14 protein-coding genes are annotated in these 15,293 nt (G+C 70.7%); 7 read left to right on the forward strand and 7 right to left on the reverse strand.

What is annotated here, in order from left to right:
• Positions 1-26: 26 nt before the first annotated feature.
• The gene (locus ACZ69I_RS02690) at positions 27-938 is read right to left on the reverse strand and encodes an ACP S-malonyltransferase (RefSeq protein ID WP_470830210.1); all 912 of its coding nucleotides are present in this window, start codon (positions 936-938) and stop codon (positions 27-29) included.
• 89 nt (positions 939-1,027) lie between these two features.
• Entirely contained in the window at positions 1,028-2,167 is a 1,140-nt protein-coding gene (gene fasR, locus ACZ69I_RS02695) for a fatty acid biosynthesis transcriptional regulator FasR (RefSeq protein WP_467670765.1), read from the reverse strand.
• A gap of 175 nt (positions 2,168-2,342) precedes the next feature.
• On the opposite strand from fasR, the gene ACZ69I_RS02700 reads away from it, so the two are divergent.
• A complete protein-coding gene (locus ACZ69I_RS02700; RefSeq protein ID WP_470830211.1) occupies positions 2,343-3,005 on the forward strand; it encodes a pirin family protein in 663 nt (220 codons plus the stop codon).
• 55 nt (positions 3,006-3,060) lie between these two features.
• Here ACZ69I_RS02700 and ACZ69I_RS02705 read toward each other — a convergent pair whose 3' ends face one another.
• The gene (locus ACZ69I_RS02705) at positions 3,061-3,882 is read right to left on the reverse strand and encodes a serine hydrolase domain-containing protein (protein ID WP_470830212.1); all 822 of its coding nucleotides are present in this window, start codon (positions 3,880-3,882) and stop codon (positions 3,061-3,063) included.
• 134 nt (positions 3,883-4,016) lie between these two features.
• On the opposite strand from ACZ69I_RS02705, the gene ACZ69I_RS02710 reads away from it, so the two are divergent.
• Positions 4,017-4,490: a MerR family transcriptional regulator gene (locus ACZ69I_RS02710; protein WP_470830214.1), complete on the forward strand. Its 474-nt coding sequence runs from the start codon at positions 4,017-4,019 to the stop codon at positions 4,488-4,490.
• A gap of 113 nt (positions 4,491-4,603) precedes the next feature.
• Here the strand turns inward: ACZ69I_RS02710 and ACZ69I_RS02715 are convergent, their stop codons facing one another.
• From ACZ69I_RS02715 to ACZ69I_RS02725, 3 genes are all read right to left on the reverse strand, one after another.
• Positions 4,604-5,497: a DUF4429 domain-containing protein gene (locus ACZ69I_RS02715; RefSeq protein ID WP_470830216.1), complete on the reverse strand. Its 894-nt coding sequence runs from the start codon at positions 5,495-5,497 to the stop codon at positions 4,604-4,606.
• A gap of 75 nt (positions 5,498-5,572) precedes the next feature.
• Positions 5,573-6,784 (reverse strand): alpha/beta hydrolase, encoded by a 1,212-nt coding sequence (locus ACZ69I_RS02720; protein WP_467668774.1) that lies wholly within the window; start codon positions 6,782-6,784, stop codon positions 5,573-5,575.
• A gap of 179 nt (positions 6,785-6,963) precedes the next feature.
• Positions 6,964-7,704, reverse strand: coding sequence for a TetR/AcrR family transcriptional regulator (locus tag ACZ69I_RS02725; RefSeq protein WP_470830218.1), 741 nt, complete (start codon positions 7,702-7,704; stop codon positions 6,964-6,966).
• 133 nt (positions 7,705-7,837) lie between these two features.
• On the opposite strand from ACZ69I_RS02725, the gene ACZ69I_RS02730 reads away from it, so the two are divergent.
• Together ACZ69I_RS02730 and ACZ69I_RS02735 are read left to right on the forward strand one after the other, a co-directional pair.
• Positions 7,838-9,448, forward strand: a complete 1,611-nt coding sequence (locus ACZ69I_RS02730; protein ID WP_467668772.1) for an MFS transporter — start codon at positions 7,838-7,840, stop codon at positions 9,446-9,448.
• A 227-nt stretch (positions 9,449-9,675) separates the two neighbouring features.
• Positions 9,676-10,068 (forward strand): peptidase inhibitor family I36 protein, encoded by a 393-nt coding sequence (locus tag ACZ69I_RS02735; RefSeq protein ID WP_470830220.1) that lies wholly within the window; start codon positions 9,676-9,678, stop codon positions 10,066-10,068.
• Between the two features lie 270 nt (positions 10,069-10,338).
• On the opposite strand, the gene aceE is transcribed toward ACZ69I_RS02735, so the two are convergent.
• Entirely contained in the window at positions 10,339-13,071 is a 2,733-nt protein-coding gene (gene aceE / locus ACZ69I_RS02740) for a pyruvate dehydrogenase (acetyl-transferring), homodimeric type (RefSeq protein ID WP_470830222.1), read from the reverse strand.
• Positions 13,072-13,439: 368 nt separating this feature from the next.
• Here aceE and ACZ69I_RS02745 point away from each other — a divergent pair, with 368 nt between their 5' ends.
• The 3 genes from ACZ69I_RS02745 (at position 13,440) to ACZ69I_RS02755 (ending at position 15,221) form a co-directional block, all read left to right on the forward strand.
• Positions 13,440-13,871, forward strand: coding sequence for a DUF3052 domain-containing protein (locus tag ACZ69I_RS02745; protein WP_467668766.1), 432 nt, complete (start codon positions 13,440-13,442; stop codon positions 13,869-13,871).
• Between the two features lie 192 nt (positions 13,872-14,063).
• Positions 14,064-14,531 (forward strand): peroxiredoxin, encoded by a 468-nt coding sequence (locus tag ACZ69I_RS02750; RefSeq protein ID WP_467668764.1) that lies wholly within the window; start codon positions 14,064-14,066, stop codon positions 14,529-14,531.
• A gap of 114 nt (positions 14,532-14,645) precedes the next feature.
• Entirely contained in the window at positions 14,646-15,221 is a 576-nt protein-coding gene (locus ACZ69I_RS02755; protein ID WP_389723573.1) for a TerD family protein, read from the forward strand.
• Positions 15,222-15,293: the final 72 nt, after the last annotated feature.

A 15,293-nucleotide genomic window follows, 5' to 3' on the forward strand; every position in this document is an offset into this window, starting at 1 on the left:
GCGCTACGGCTCCTTGTCGCTCTCGGCTAGGAATGCTCGGCGACGAGCGCGCGGGCCGCGTCGAGGTCATCGGGGGTCTTCACCGCGAGCGTCTTGACGCCCGGCAGGGCGCGCTTGGCGAGACCGGTCAGCGTGCCACCGGGGGACACCTCGATCAGTGCCGTCACGCCCATCTCCTTGAAGGTCTCCATGCACAGGTCCCAGCGGACCGGGTTGGCGACCTGGCCGACCAGCCGGGAGATCACCTCGGTGCCGTCGGCGACCGGCTCGCCGTCCCGGTTGGAGACGTAGGTCAAGCGCGGGTCGGCGACGGCGAGGTCCTTGGCGGCCTCCTCCAGCGCGGCCACCGCGGGCGCCATGTGCTCGGTGTGGAAGGCGCCCGCGACCTTGAGGGCGACGACCTTGCGCACGCCCTCGGGCTTGTCCTCCTGCAGCGCGGCGAGCTGCTCCAGCGTGCCCGCGGCGACGATCTGACCGGCGCCGTTCACGTTCGCCGGGGTCAGGCCGAGCTTCTCCAGGTGCGGCAGGGTGACCTCGGGGTCGCCGCCGAGGAGGGCGGCCATGCCGGTCTCCGTGACGGCGGCGGCGTCGGCCATGGCAAGGCCGCGGGCGCGGACGAGGCCGAGGGCGGCGTCCTCGCCGATCACACCGGCGTACGCGGCGGCGGTGATCTCGCCGACGCTGTGCCCGGCCACGGCGCCCGGCGTGATGTCACCGAGTGCCTGGGCGGAGAGCAGACCGGCGGCCACGAGCAGCGGCTGGGCCACGGCCGTGTCGCGGATCGCGTCCGCGTCGGCCTGGGTGCCGTAGTGGGCGAGGTCGAGCCCGATGGCGTCGGACCAGGCGGCGAGGCGGTCAGCGGCGCCGGGGAGGTCGAGCCAGGGGTTCAGGAAGCCGGGCGTCTGAGCGCCTTGGCCGGGAGCGACGAGTACGAGCACTCTTACACTCTCTCTTGTGGACGGCGGGAGCCGCCCGTGGGGACAGGGACGAAGAACGGCTGAGGGAATTGTAGAGCCCCGACAAAACCCTATGACTGAGGATCCGCGTCGGCCAGACGTCCCAGGATGAGCGCGATACGCAGCGTGAAAGCGGAGCGCACATCGGAAGGCGACCAGCCGGTGACGTCAGTCACACGTCGGAGCCGGTAGCGCACGGTGTTGGGGTGGACGAAGAGCATCCGGGCCGCGCCTTCGAGGCTGCTCGCCTGTTCCAGGTAGACGCTGAGCGTCTCCAGGAGCGCGGAGCCCGCTTCCTCCAGCGGTCTGTAGATCTCCTCCACCAGCTGGTCGCGGGCCGCCGGATCCCCGGCCATCGCGCGCTCCGGCAGCAGATCGTCCGCGAGGACGGGGCGCGGGGCGTCCTGCCAGGCGGCGCACGCCTTGAGACCGGCGGCCGCGGCCTGCGCGGATCGCGTCGCGGCGAGCAGGTCGGGGACGATCGGCCCGGCGACCACGGGCCCGGCGGCGTACGGCCCGATCAGCGACTTCGCCACGTGCAGCGGATTGTCGTTGCCGCCCGCGATGACGACCAGGCGGTCACCGAGCACACCGGTCAGGACCTGCAGCTTCGTGTGCCGGGCGGCGCGGCGGATGGCCTCCACGGTGAGCTCGCTGTCGCCGTCCGGGGCGGTGCCGAGGATCACGCAGACGTGCTCGGGGGAGTTCCAGCCGAGGGCGGCGGCGCGGGAGACGGCCCCCTCGTCGGCCTCCCCGGACAGCACCGCGTTCACCACGAGGGATTCGAGCCGGGCGTCCCAGGCACCGCGTGCCTCGGCGGCCTGGGCGTACACCTGCGCGGTGGCGAAGGCGATCTCGCGGGCGTAGACGAGGAGGGCCTCCCTGAGCACCGACTCGTCGCCGGGCGCGGCCACCTCGTCGATGGCCGACTCCATCACCTCGATCGTCGTACGCACCATCTCCACCGTCTGGCGCAGGGTGATCGCCCTGGTCAGCTCGCGGGGCGCGGTGCCGAAGACGTCGGTGGAGATGGCCTGGGGCGCATCCGGGTGCCGGAACCACTCGGTGAACGCGGCGATGCCCGCCTGGGCGACCAGACCGATCCAGGACCGGTTCTCCGGCGGCATCGCCCGGTACCAGGACAGCGTCTCGTCCATCCGCGCGATGGCCTGCGCCGCGAGGCTCCCGGACGACTTCTCCAGACGCTTCAGCGTCGCGGCGTGGGCGTGGGCACTCCGGCGGGCGTCCTGGCCGGACTCCCGGTGGGGTTCCTGGCGGGACTCCTGGTGGGCTGCGTTCGCTGAGGGTTCGGGCACGGGACAAGACTGCCTTATCGGGACGGGGACGTGCGGTGCAGGGGCCCGCACAGGCCCTACCGTGGGGTGTGTGATTGACGTACGGCGCTCCGGCGACCGGTACCGCGGCGGGGAGACCGCGGCCGGCATCGAGTCCCGCCATGCCTTCTCCTTCGGTCCCCACTACGACCCCGACAACCTCCGCTTCGGCGCCGTCCTGGCCTGCAACGAAGAGCGCCTCGCGCCCGGCGCCGGCTTCGACGAACACCCGCACAGCCACACCGAGATCGTGACCTGGGTCGTCGAGGGCGAGCTGACCCACCGCGACTCGACGGGGCACGAGTCGCTGGTGCGCCCCGGCGACGTGCAGCACCTGTCCGCCGCGGGCGGGGTCCGCCACGTCGAACGCAACGACGGCGCCGCGCCCCTGGTCTTCGTGCAGATGTGGCTGGCCCCCCGCACCCCGGGCGGCGAACCGTCCTACGAGGTGGTCCGCGGCATCGCCGACTCCACCCCGTACGCGGTGCCCGGCGCGGGGGCGCTGCTGCACGTGCGGCGCCCGGCCACGGGGGAGCGGCTGGGGCTCCCGGCCGCGCCGTTCGTGTTCGTCCACGTGGTGCGCGGTGAACTGGCCCTGGCCGAGGACCGTCTCGGCCCGGGGGACTCTGCGCGGATCAGCGGCGAGACGGGCCTGGAAGCGGTGGCGTCGGACGCCGCGGAGGTGCTGATCTGGGAGATGGCGAGCGCTCCGTAGGGGCTCAGCCCCCAGGGGTACTCAGCTCCCAGGGGTACTCAGCCCCTAGGGGCGCTCAGCCGCGCACCTCGGCGAGCACCGCGTCGGTGAACGGGGGCCACGCCTCGGCGGCCCACGGCCCGAAGGGCCGGTCGGTGAGCGCGACGCACGCCACGCCCGCGGCCGGGTCGACCCACAGGAACGTCCCCGCCTGCCCGAAGTGCCCGAACGTCCGCGGCGAGGACGAACTCCCCGTCCAGTGCGGCGACTTGGAGTCACGGATCTCGAACCCGAGGCCCCAGTCGTTCGGGTTCTGGTGCCCGTACCCCGGCAGCACGCCCTTCAGGCCCGGGTACGTCACGGTCATCGCCGCCGCCACGGTCCGCGCGTCGAGCAGCCGCGGAGCCTGCACCTCCGCCGCGAACCGGACCAGGTCGTCGACGGTCGACACCCCGTCCTTGGCGGGCGAGAGCTCGCCTTCGAGCGAGGTGGACGTCATGCCGAGGGGCACGAGGACCGCCTGGCGCAGGTACTCCGCGAAGGGGATGTCCGTCGCCTTCGCGATGTGCTCGCCGAGGACCTCGAACCCGGCGTTCGAGTACAGCCGCCGGGTGCCGGGCGCCGAGGTCGTGCGGTGCTCGTCGAACGCGAGCCCGCTGGTGTGCGCGAGCAGGTGCCGCACCGTCGAGCCCTCGGGCCCGGCGGGCTCGTCCAGCTCGATCGCCCCTTCCTCGTACGCGACGAGGGCGGCGTACGCCGCGAGGGGTTTGGTGACCGAGGCGAGGGCGAAACGCCGGTCCGTGGGGCCGTGGGACCCGAGCGACGTGCCGTCCGCGCGGACGACGGCGGCGGCCGCGGTGGGGACCGGCCAGTTCTCGATCAACGCCAGGCTCTGCATGTCCACGAGACTAAGCGCCCTGCGGGTTCCGCCGCACTGAGGGGTCCGACGTGACACGGCGTACGGAGACGTCTCCCGGATTTCTCCCTGATCCGCTTGCCTGGAGTGCACTCCAGGGTTCTAGCGTGAGGGGCATGACGGTGATGGAGACCAGGACCGCGCAGGGCCGCCCCACAGCCGGGGCCGGGGTTTGTGCCGCGGTGCCGGCGGGACCCCCGAGTCCGGACGGGCAGGACCACTACACGATCAGCGAGGTCGCGGCCCACACCGGACTGAGCGCCTACACGCTGCGGTGGTACGAGCGGATCGGCCTGATGCCGCACATCGACCGCTCCCACACGGGCCAGCGGCGCTACCGCAACCGCGACCTGGACTGGCTCGCCCTCGTCGGCAAGCTGCGCCTGACCGGGATGCCCGTCGCGGACATGGTCCGGTACGCGGAGTTGGTCCGCGAGGGGCGGCACACGTTCCCCGAGCGCCAGGAACTCCTCGAGCAGACCCGGCGCGACGTCCGCGCCCGCATCGCGGAGCTGCAGGACACCCTCGCCGTCCTCGACTACAAGATCGACACGTACGCGGGCGCCCGCGAGGCGTCGGAGAGGCCCTGACGTCCGCGGGCGAGGTCAAGCACATCGGCCCGAGCGAGGTCACCGGCGCGGAACTGCGCACCGCGCACGCCGTCCACCCCGTAGCCGCCCGGCCGGGGAGGGGACAGGGGCTCTCAGAGCTCCGCGAGCAGCTCGGCCTTCTTCATCGTGAACTCGTCGTCCGTGAGCAGGCCCGCCTGGTGCAGCTCGCCCAGATGCCTGATGCGGTCCGCGATGTCCGCCGGATCGCGCCGTACGGCCGGTGGCGCGGAGACGCTCGTACCGACACCGCCGGAGCTCAGGGCCGGGCCCGACCCCGACGCCCGTACGGCGGCGAGGACCGACGCGGCGAACGGCAGGGACTCGTGGACCGGGCCGTAGCCGAGGCCGAACACCACGGCGGCCGGGTCCTGGTCGGGCTGTCCCGGCTGTGCCACGGGGCTCTCGCGGCGCAGCAGCCGCAGATGGCCCTCGAAGACCTCCGGGGAGCGCCACTCGATGCCGCTCAGGTCGGTGACGAGGAAGCTCTGGTCACCGGCCTTCCACTTCGCCGACGAGGCACCCGTCCAGAACCACCGGAAGGAGACCGTCTTGCCGTCGAAGGACGCCTTGCCGTCGTACGCCTTGAACTGCAGGGGCGCCTCGGGCGCGGCCACCAGATAGCGGTCGGCCGGTGCGCCGTCTTCCCCGTCCGAGGAGATCTCCGCCCGCAGCTCGTCCGCGTAGTACTCCGCGAGCGTCTCGCGCTCGGCGGGCAGCACGAGGCGGTACGGGTCGCAGCCGTCCTTGAGCTGACCCGCCGCGGCCTCCATCAGAGGATCGGCGCCCGGCTTCGGCACGGCATGCAGGACCACGGTCCCGCGTCTCCCGGGGGAGAGTGTCACCGCTGCGATCGCCTCGTGGGGGATGCGTCGCTCACCGAGAGCCTGGAAGAGCTTCGGCGTGCGGATTCCCCGTTCGAAGCGGATGAGCACGGAGTCGGACTGGAACTCCCAGGCGGCATGAAATCCGGCCAGTACGTCACCCATGCGGCTCATCGTAGGCGGCACGAGCGCCTCCGTCCCTCCTGCGGCGGGCCGCTGTTTCATCGATTTCTACGCGCGTCAGGCCGCTGCCGTGCCGGAAATGCCCTTCCGGCAGGCGTCGTCCTCGGTCGCGCACCGCACCCCGTCGTAGGCGCCGGTGCCGATTTCTGCGAAGTTGCGCAGGCTCTCCGTGCCCGGCTCGAAATAACCGGTGTGCCCCCGCGCGCCGGCCGCGGACAGCACGCGCGCCCCGAAGCCCGCCGCCACCGGGTCGGCGCCGTGGCCGAGCCCGCCGAATTCCATGTTCGGCACATCCTGGATCCAGTCGTCGCCGTCCCGGGTGGCCCAGATCCGGGCACCCGTGCCCAGCTGCGACGCCGAGTCGGCGCGCATGCCGGGGCTGCCCGCCACCGCGATGTCGGTGACTCGTGGGGGGAGCTTCCGCGCGGCCACACCGCACACCACGGAGCCGTAGCTGTGGCAGTACAGCGCGACCGGAGTGCGGCCGGGCAGGCCGCGCACCATGGAGTCGAGCCGCTTGGACCCGTCCTCGGCGCGCATGGCCGTGGCCGCGTCCACGCCGATGCCGACGGGCGCGGTGTAGTCGGCCCAGGCGATCACGGCGGTACGCGCGCGTGGATCGACCGAGCGCTCCTCGCGGTAGAGCGACTTCGCCATGCCCACCGGTGCCGAGTACTTGCGGAACGTCCGCTCGAACGTCAGCACGTTGGTGTCGACGCCCGGCACGACGACCGAGACGCGGCGGGCCTTGTCGAGGTCTCCGAAGACCTCGGCCATCCGCCCCGAACCCATGGGATCGAAGGCGAACACCTGCCGTCCGGGGCGCATCATGACGCCGAACCGCTTCATTCTGCGTTCGGCTTCCTGCTGGCCCAGCGGGGAGAGGCGCTTGTCGTGCATGCGCTCCCGCTCGACCTTGCGGGCCTGCCCGAGAGCGATGTGGTTCGCGCGATAACGCAGCGTGGCGGGCGCGCCGTTCATGTTGCCGACCGCGAGGGGGTAGCGGGCGGCGAGGCGGTTGCGCTGCTGCGTGTCGAGCGCGGCGAAGAAGTGCGCGAGCCGGCCGGCCGGAGCGTCGGTGTCGGGCAGCGCGCGCCCGCCGATGTGCCCGTGCTCCCAGGCGGAGCGCGCGGCCTCCAGGGGCGATGCGTCGCCTCTGTTGTGCCGTACGGCGGTCCACCCGGTGGTCGCCAGCATGACGAACACGACGGCGAGCGCGAGCAGAGTGCGCCAGGCGTTGAGTTGAGGGGAGGAGTCGAAGGAAGTCACTACGGAACACCCTAGGAGAACCGTGATGTTTGACGTGCATCGCGTGAGGCAGATCACGTTTCTTGACGGGTAATTGAGGCAAAGCGGGCGCATATTGAATCATTCCGTCACGCTCCGTAGGTGCAAGTCGCACGCGTCGCAGCGGAAGTGACGGTTGCTCAGTGTGTGCGAAACGTCACTCACTGTGTGGGGTCGTCCTGCGGGCCGGACGGTTCCCCCGGCTCCGGGCGGGGCTCGCGGGTGCGCCAGTCCTCCGCCAACGCGGGCTCCAAGTGGTCGAGATACCGCTCCGTGAGCTCGCGGATCGACTCCAGGCTGGCATCGCTGCCCGCGCCCCACAGTCGCCCCGTGGCGCGCATGACACCGCCGAAGGCGGCCACCGCCACACGCGGGCGCGGGTCGCTGTCCGGGTCGAGCCCCTCGCGCTCCGCGATCACGCGGGTGACCTCGTCCTCGGCCTCCATGGAGCGCCGCAGGTGGACGGCGAGCAGGGAGGGCGTCGACTCGATCATCTGGTAGGTCCGCATGTGGAGTTCGACCGGGACGACCTCCTCGATGGACTGGCCCATCGCCTCCCAGGCGCCGATGACCGCGCCGCGCAGCGCCGTCAGCGGGGCCTCGTGGGCGGGGCGCTCGCGCACGGTGCGGACGAACCGCGCCTCCACCATCTCCTGGACCGCGAAGGCGGCTTCCTCCTTGTTGGCGAAGTACCGGAAGAACGTGCGCTGGGAGACGTCGACGGCCTCGGCGATCTCGTCGACGGTGGTCTCCTCGTACCCCTTGGTCGTGAAGAGTTCGAGCGCCGCGCGCAGGAGTGCGTCCCGGGTGCGCTGCTTCTTGCGCTCGCGCAGCCCCGGCCTCGCGGGTTGCGCGGAGAGGTCGTCGGAGACCTCGATCCGCGCCCCCGGGGTGCCGGTCACTCGCCGCGTGGTCTTCAAACCGTGGTCCTCTTTCCTGCCGTTTTCCCAGTTCACCATACCTGTGAGCCATGTGACAGGCACTGACTGGTGAAATGGTTTGTCAACTGTCAGACGCTGTCACTAATCTCGTCGTATGACTAGTCAGACCACCGTCGACAAGGCGGACATGGCGCCGGAGCCCCCGCCCGCTCCGGCCCCGGCCAAGGGGCTCAGGGGTCACCCCTGGCTGACGCTCTTCGCCGTCGCGATCGGCGTGATGATGGTCGCCCTGGACGGCACGATCGTGGCGATCGCCAACCCGGCGATCCAGAAGGACCTCGGCGCCACCTTCGCCGAGGTGCAGTGGATCACCAACGGCTACTTCCTTGCGCTGGCCGTCGCACTGATCACCGCGGGCAAACTGGGCGACCGCTTCGGGCACCGCCAGACCTTCCTCATCGGCGTGGTCGGCTTCGCCGCCGCCTCGGGGGCCATCGGCCTTTCGGACACCATCCCGCTGGTGGTCGCCTTCCGCGTCCTGCAGGGCCTGTTCGGCGCCCTGCTGATGCCCGCCGCGCTCGGCCTGCTGCGCGCCACGTTCCCGGCCGAGAAGCTCAACATGGCCATCGGCATCTGGGGCATGGTCATCGGCGCGTCCACGGCCGGCGGCCCGATCCTCGGCGGCCTCCTCGTCCAGCACGTCAGCTGGCAGTCCGTCTTCTTCATCAACGTGCCGGTCGGCGTCATCGCCCTGGTGCTCGGCCTGGTCATCCTCAGGGACCACCGCGCGGAGAACGCGCCGAAGTCCTTCGACGTCCTCGGCATCGCGCTGCTCTCGGCGGCCATGTTCTGCCTGGTCTGGGCGCTCATCAAGGCCCCGGAGTGGGGCTGGGGCTCCGGCATGACCTGGACGTTCATCGGCGCGTCCGTGCTGTGCTTCGCGCTCTTCGCCGCCTGGGAGACGAAGGTCGGGGAACCGCTCGTCCCGCTGGGGCTGTTCCGCTCCGTGGCACTGTCCGCGGGCGTGGTCCTGATGGTGCTCATGGCCATCGCCTTCATGGGCGGCCTCTTCTTCGTCACCTTCTACCTGCAGAACGTGCACGGGATGAGCCCGGTCGACAGCGGTCTGCACCTGCTGCCGCTCACCGGCATGATGATCGTCGGCTCGCCGCTCGCGGGCGCGATGATCACCAAGATGGGCCCGCGCATCCCGCTGGCGGGCGGCATGCTGTGCACCGCCGTCGCCATGTACGGGATGTCCACCCTGGAGACGGACACCGGCAGCGGCCTCATGTCGATCTGGTTCGCGCTCCTCGGCCTCGGCCTCGCCCCGGTGATGGTCGGCGCGACCGAGGTCATCGTGGGCAACGCGCCGATGGAGCTCTCCGGTGTCGCCGGCGGTCTGCAGCAGGCCGCGATGCAGATCGGCGGCAGCCTCGGCACCGCGGTCCTCGGCGCCGTCATGGCCTCGAAGGTCGACAGCGACCTGCCCGGCAACTGGGCGGAGGCGAAGCTCCCGCCGCTCAGCGAGGCCCAGCTCGACAAGGCCGCGGAGGCCGTCCAGGTCGGCGTGGCCCCGGTCCCGCCGAAGGCCCCGCCGTCGGTCGCCGAGCAGATCACCTCGGTCGCGCACGACACCTTCATGTCGGGCATGGGCCTGGCCTGCCTCGTCGCCACCGGAGTCGCCGCGGTCGCCGTCTTCGTGGCGTTCCTGACCAAGCGCGGCGTCAACGCCGAGGCGGGCGCGGGCGTGGGCCACATCTGAGACCCGCACCGCCCGGCGGCGCACCAGGTCGGGGAAAGCCCCTCAGGGACATCCTGGGGGGCTTTCGCCTATCAGGGTGAGGCGCATTCGTACCCCTTCCGACGGCCCGGCCGACGGGTCCACAGTGCACACAGAAGATCCGCACGAGGGCGGCACGGGCGACCGGGCCGCGCCCCGTGGGGACAACTGCACCACATCGCACGGGGGTTGAAGAGATGCGTAGGACCATGCCCACGACCGTCACCGCGGCCGCGCTCGCCGCGGTCGTCCTGCCGCTCACGGTTGCCGGGGCGGCACAAGCCGGGGCGACACACGCCGGGGCCGCCGCCCCGCCGACACTCCGCGGCTGCGGCCCGGGCGAGCTCTGCCTGTGGGAGCGGGCGGAGTTCCGGGGCGCCCGCAAGGTGTACGAGCTGGCCGACATCGACATCGAGAGCTGCGTCGCGCTGCCGGAGGGGGGCAGCGCGACGGCTCTCGCCAATCGCACCGGCCGGCCGGTCACGGTCTACCAATCGGCGGAGTGCGCCGAGGCGGCGGAGTTCGACACCTACCCGGGAAACGGCACCTGGGCGCCCGAAACTCCTTACCGCGTACGGGCATTCAAGGTCTGGGAGAGCTGAACGGGGGCACTCGTGAGGCGAAGCCCGAACCAGCCGACTCAGGGAGTGAAGAGGGCGGGCTCCGGACACATCACGCGCAAGTGCCCCGGCTCACGCGGCCGTACGTGGTCGCGGAGTCGGCCGGATCGCGCGGCGCCCGGGACCGTCGGGGTCAACACCGCGACTCCGCCGCGTCACCCGGCGTCCTGATGTTCCCTTCGGGAGGTCTCACGGACGCCGGAGGGCGACGGGCCGAGAAGCCCGTCGCCCTCCGGTGCCGAACGGGAACCGCTATGCGTCGCCCCCGGCCGCACCCGGGTCGGCGGCCATGACGTCGAGGAGCTGGTAGCGGTCGATCGCCTGCTTCAGTACGGAGCGGTCGACCTTGCCCTCACGGGCGAGTTCGGTCAGCACGCCGACCACGATCGACTGCGCGTCGATGTGGAAGAAGCGACGGGCCGCGCCCCGCGTGTCGGCGAAACCGAAGCCGTCCGCGCCCAGGGACTGGTACGTGCCGGGCACCCAGCGGGCGATCTGGTCGGGCACGCTCCGCATCCAGTCGGAGACGGCCACGAACGGGCCCTCGGCGCCGGACAGCTTCCGCGTGACGTACGGGACGCGCTGCTCCTCCTCGGGGTGCAGGAGGTTGTGGCGCTCGACGTCCACGGCCTCGCGGCGCAGCTCGTTCCAGGAGGTCGCCGACCAGACGTCCGCCTTGACGTTCCACTCCGAGGCGAGGATCTGCTGGGCCTCGACCGCCCACGGCACCGCGACGCCGGACGCCATGATCTGGGCCGGGATGGCGCCCTGCTCGCCCGCCTTGAAGCGGTAGATGCCCTTGAGGATGCCGTCGACGTCCACGTCGGCGGGCTCGGCCGGGTGCTGGATGGGCTCGTTGTAGACGGTGAGGTAGTAGAAGACGTCCTCACTGTCGGGGCCGTACATCCGGCGCAGGCCGTCCTTGACGATGTGCGCGATCTCGTAGCCGAAGGCCGGGTCGTAGGCGACGCAGCCCGGGTTGGTCGACGCGAGCAGCTGCGAGTGGCCGTCCGCGTGCTGCAGGCCCTCGCCGGTCAGCGTGGTGCGGCCGGCGGTGGCGCCGAGGACGAAACCGCGCGCGAGCTGGTCGGCCATCTGCCAGAACTGGTCGCCGGTGCGCTGGAAACCGAACATCGAGTAGAAGACGTAGACCGGGATCAGCGGCTCGCCGTGCGTGGCGTAGGCCGAACCGGCGGCGATGAGGGACGCCGTGCAGCCCGCCTCGGAGATGCCGTCGTGCAGCATCTGGCCCGTCGGCGACTCCTTGTAGGCGAGGAGCAGGTCGCGGTCCACGGCCTCGTACTGCTGGCCGAGCGGGTTGTAGATCTTCGCGCTCGGGAAGAACGCGTCCATGCCGAATGTGCGGTACTCGTCGGGGGCGATCAGCACGAAGCGCTTGCCGATCTCCTTGTCCCGCATGAGGTCCTTCAGGATGCGGACGAACGCCATGGTGGTGGCGATCGACTGCTGACCCGAGCCCTTCTTCGCGGCCGCGTACGCCTTGTCCTCGGGGAGCGGCAGCGGCTTCGCGCGCACCACGCGGGTCGGGACGTAACCGCCCAGGCCCTTGCGGCGGTCGTGCATGTACTGGATCTCTTCGGAGTCGCGGCCCGGGTGGTAGTACGGCGGGGCGCCGTCCTCCAGCTGCTTGTCCGAGATCGGGATGTGCAGGCGGTCGCGGAAGCCCTTGAGGTCGTCGACCGTCAGCTTCTTCATCTGGTGCGTGGCGTTGCGGCCCTCGAAGTTCGGGCCGAGGGTCCAGCCCTTGACCGTCTGGGCGAGGATCACCGTCGGCTGGCCCTTGTGGGCCTTGGCCGCCGAGAACGCCGCGTAGATCTTCTTGTGGTCGTGACCGCCGCGGCCCAGGTGCAGGATCTGGTCGTCGGTCATGTTCTCGACCATGGCGCGCAGCCGCTGGTCCTCGCCGAAGAAGTGGTCGCGGATGTAGGCGCCGGTCTCCGTGGCGTACGTCTGGAACTGGCCGTCGGGCGTCGTGTTCAGCTTGTTGACCAGGATGCCGTCGCGGTCCTGCGCGAGCAGCGGGTCCCAGCTGCGGTCCCAGACCAGCTTGATGACGTTCCAGCCGGCGCCGCGGAACTGCGACTCCAGTTCCTGGATGATCTTGCCGTTGCCGCGCACCGGGCCGTCCAGGCGCTGCAGGTTGCAGTTGACGACGAAGGTGAGGTTGTCCAGGCCCTCGCGGGCGGCGATGGAGAGCTGGCCGAGCGACTCGGGCTCGTCCATCTCGCCGTCGCCGAGGAACGCCCAGACGTGCGACTTGGAGGTGTCGGCGATGGAGCGCGCCTCCATGTAGCGGTTCATCCGTGCCTGGAAGATCGCGCCGAGCGGGCCGAGGCCCATGGAGACGGTCGGGAACTCCCAGAAGTCCGGCATCAGGCGCGGGTGGGGGTACGACGAGAGGCCGTTGGGCGCCTTGGACTTCTCCTGCCGGAACGCGTCGAGCTGCGGCTCGGAGAGGCGGTCGAGGAGGAAGGCGCGGGCGTAGATGCCGGGGGACGCGTGCCCCTGGAAGAAGATCTGGTCGCCGCCGTCGCCCTCGTCCTTGCCGCGGAAGAAGTGGTTGAAGCCCACGTCGTAGAGGGAGGCGGAGGAGGCGAAGGTGGCGATGTGGCCGCCGACGCCGATGCCGGGGCGCTGGGCCCGGGAGACCATCACCGCGGCGTTCCAGCGGGTGGCGTTCAGGACCTTGCGTTCGATTTCCTCGTTGCCGGGGAAGAACGGTTCGTCCTTGGTGGCGATCGTGTTGACGTAGTCCGTACTGCGCATCTCGGGCACAGCGACGCGCTTCTCGCGCGCTCGCTCGATCAGCCGGAGCATCAGATACCGGGCCCGTTCGCGTCCGCGTTCGTCCACCGCGGCGTCGAGCGAGTCGAGCCACTCCTGGGTCTCTTCGGGATCGAAGTCCGGGACCTGACTCGGCAGGCCGCCAATGATGATCGGGTTGCGATCGGATCCGGAAGCCACGCTGTTCCTTCGCTGTCGGGGCTCTCGCCTGGGTTCTGCCTGGCCGTGCACCGCTCCCCATCGTGTACCGCGTGGACGCGTACGTCATGTCTACCGAGAGGTAACCGAGACGGTCATCCGGCGTCCCTGGGGTAGGCTCGGCCCAAATCGCAACGATACGCCCATCCTGTCTAACCGCTTCGCAGAGCCGTTCGGTCTCGGACGGGTGGGGCGGCAGTTGCGGCGACACGGTCGGGAACGTCACCGTTTCGGCGGTCTCGGCGGCCGGGTACTTGCGCGATCCGCCCCGCCCGTGTGGACTACGGCCAACGCCCCGCGCACGCGCGTGGCTGACAGGCATTCCCAAAAACATGATCAGGAGGCAATCCGTGAGCGCGACCGCGGACCACGCGGAGACGAACCTTGCCGTAAGGCTTGGTTTCCAGCCCGACCAGGTGGTCCAGGAGATCGGCTACGACGACGACGTCGACCAGGAGCTCCGCGAGGCCATCGAGCAGGCCACAGGCACAGAGCTCGTCGACGAGGAGTACGACGACGTGGCCGACGCCGTGGTGCTCTGGTTCCGTGAGGACGACGGGGACCTGACTGATGCGCTGGTGGATGCCATCGCGTACATGGAGGAGGGCGGCTCGATCCTGCTCCTCACTCCGAAGACCGGTCGTGACGGCTACGTCGAGCCGAGCGAGATCGGCGAGGCGTCGACCACCGCTGGGCTCTCCCAGACCAAGAGCATCAACGCCGGCAAGGACTGGAACGGCAGCCGGCTGAGCACCCCCAAGGGAGCCGCGAAGAAGCGCTAGGTCCCAGCGGCCGAGAGAGGCGCCGGGCCCGCGCGGCCCACAGCGGCACCAGCCGGAGAAGCACCGTGAGGCCCCCGCCGACGCACCGTCGGCGGGGGCCTCACGCGCGCGTGAGGCGCGGACCGCCGGACGTAGGGTGGACGTCACCCGATCAGCCCCGCACGAGGGGCCCCGTCGAAGGGACGCATACTCATGGCGCTCGCTGGAATCGCCACCGGCACCAAGGCCCCGGAATTCGAGCTCAAGGACAACCACGGCCGCACCGTGAGGCTCTCCGACTTCCGCGGCGAGAAGAACGTGGTGCTGCTCTTCTACCCGTTCGCTTTCACCGGCGTGTGCACCGGCGAGCTGTGCGCGCTCCGTGACGAGCTGCCGAAGTTCGTCAACGACGACACGCAGCTGCTCGCCGTCTCCAACGACTCCATCCACACGCTGCGCGTCTTCGCCGAGCAGGAGGGCCTGGAGTACCCGCTGGTCTCCGACTTCTGGCCGCACGGCGAGGTCAGCCGCGCCTACGGCGTCTTCGACGAGGAGAAGGGGTGCGCGGTGCGCGGCACCTTCATCATCGACAAGGAGGGCGTGGTCCGCTGGACCGTCGTGAACGGCCTCCCGGACGCGCGTGACCTGAACGAGTACGTCACGGCGCTCGAAACGCTCTGACCGGGCCCCGTTTTTCGCTCGCGGCCGGGAACCGGTCACTAGGATCCACACGTTGATCCGATGGCAACGCAACGCTTGGGGCTCCCCGCCCCTGGACATCAATTGGGAGGATTCGTGGGAGTCAGCCTCAGCAAGGGCGGCAACGTATCGCTGAGCAAGGAGGCGCCGGGCCTGACCGCGGTTCTGGTCGGCCTCGGCTGGGACGTCCGGACCACCACCGGTACGGACTTCGACCTCGACGCCAGTGCGATCCTGACGAACGCGGAGGGCAAGGTCAGCAGTGACAGCAACTTCGTGTTCTTCAACAACCTGAAGAGCCCCGACGGCTCCGTCGAGCACACCGGTGACAACACCACCGGTGAGGGCGAGGGCGACGACGAGGCGATCAAGGTCGACCTGGCCGCGGTCCCCGCCGACGTGGAGAAGATCGTCTTCCCCGTCTCCATCTACGACGCCGAGAACCGCCAGCAGTCGTTCGGCCAGGTGCGCAACGCGTTCATCCGCGTCGTGAACCAGGCGGGCGGCGCGGAGATCGCGCGGTACGACCTCTCCGAGGACGCCTCGACGGAGACCGCGATGGTCTTCGGCGAGCTGTACCGCCACGGCGCCGAGTGGAAGTTCCGCGCGGTCGGCCAGGGCTACGCCTCGGGCCTGCGCGGCATCGCGCAGGACTTCGGCGTCAACGTCTGAGCCGAAGACATCTGAGCCGAAGACACCCTCGCGCTCCGCGTCCGGCGCCGCACCACACGCGTGCGGCGCCGG

The sequence above is a fragment of the Streptomyces sp. NPDC036815 genome, from assembly GCF_055609205.1.

Coding starts and splice junctions, on each gene's coding strand:
- ACZ69I_RS02705 (WP_470830212.1), bottom strand. CDS start 3,882: ATGCAGAGCCTGGCGTTGATCGAGAACTGGCCGGTCCCCACCGCGGCC.
- ACZ69I_RS02710 (WP_470830214.1), top strand. CDS start 4,017: ATGACGGTGATGGAGACCAGGACCGCGCAGGGCCGCCCCACAGCCGGG.
- ACZ69I_RS02715 (WP_470830216.1), bottom strand. CDS start 5,497: ATGGGTGACGTACTGGCCGGATTTCATGCCGCCTGGGAGTTCCAGTCC.
- ACZ69I_RS02730 (WP_467668772.1), top strand. CDS start 7,838: ATGACTAGTCAGACCACCGTCGACAAGGCGGACATGGCGCCGGAGCCC.
- ACZ69I_RS02735 (WP_470830220.1), top strand. CDS start 9,676: ATGCCCACGACCGTCACCGCGGCCGCGCTCGCCGCGGTCGTCCTGCCG.
- ACZ69I_RS02750 (WP_467668764.1), top strand. CDS start 14,064: ATGGCGCTCGCTGGAATCGCCACCGGCACCAAGGCCCCGGAATTCGAG.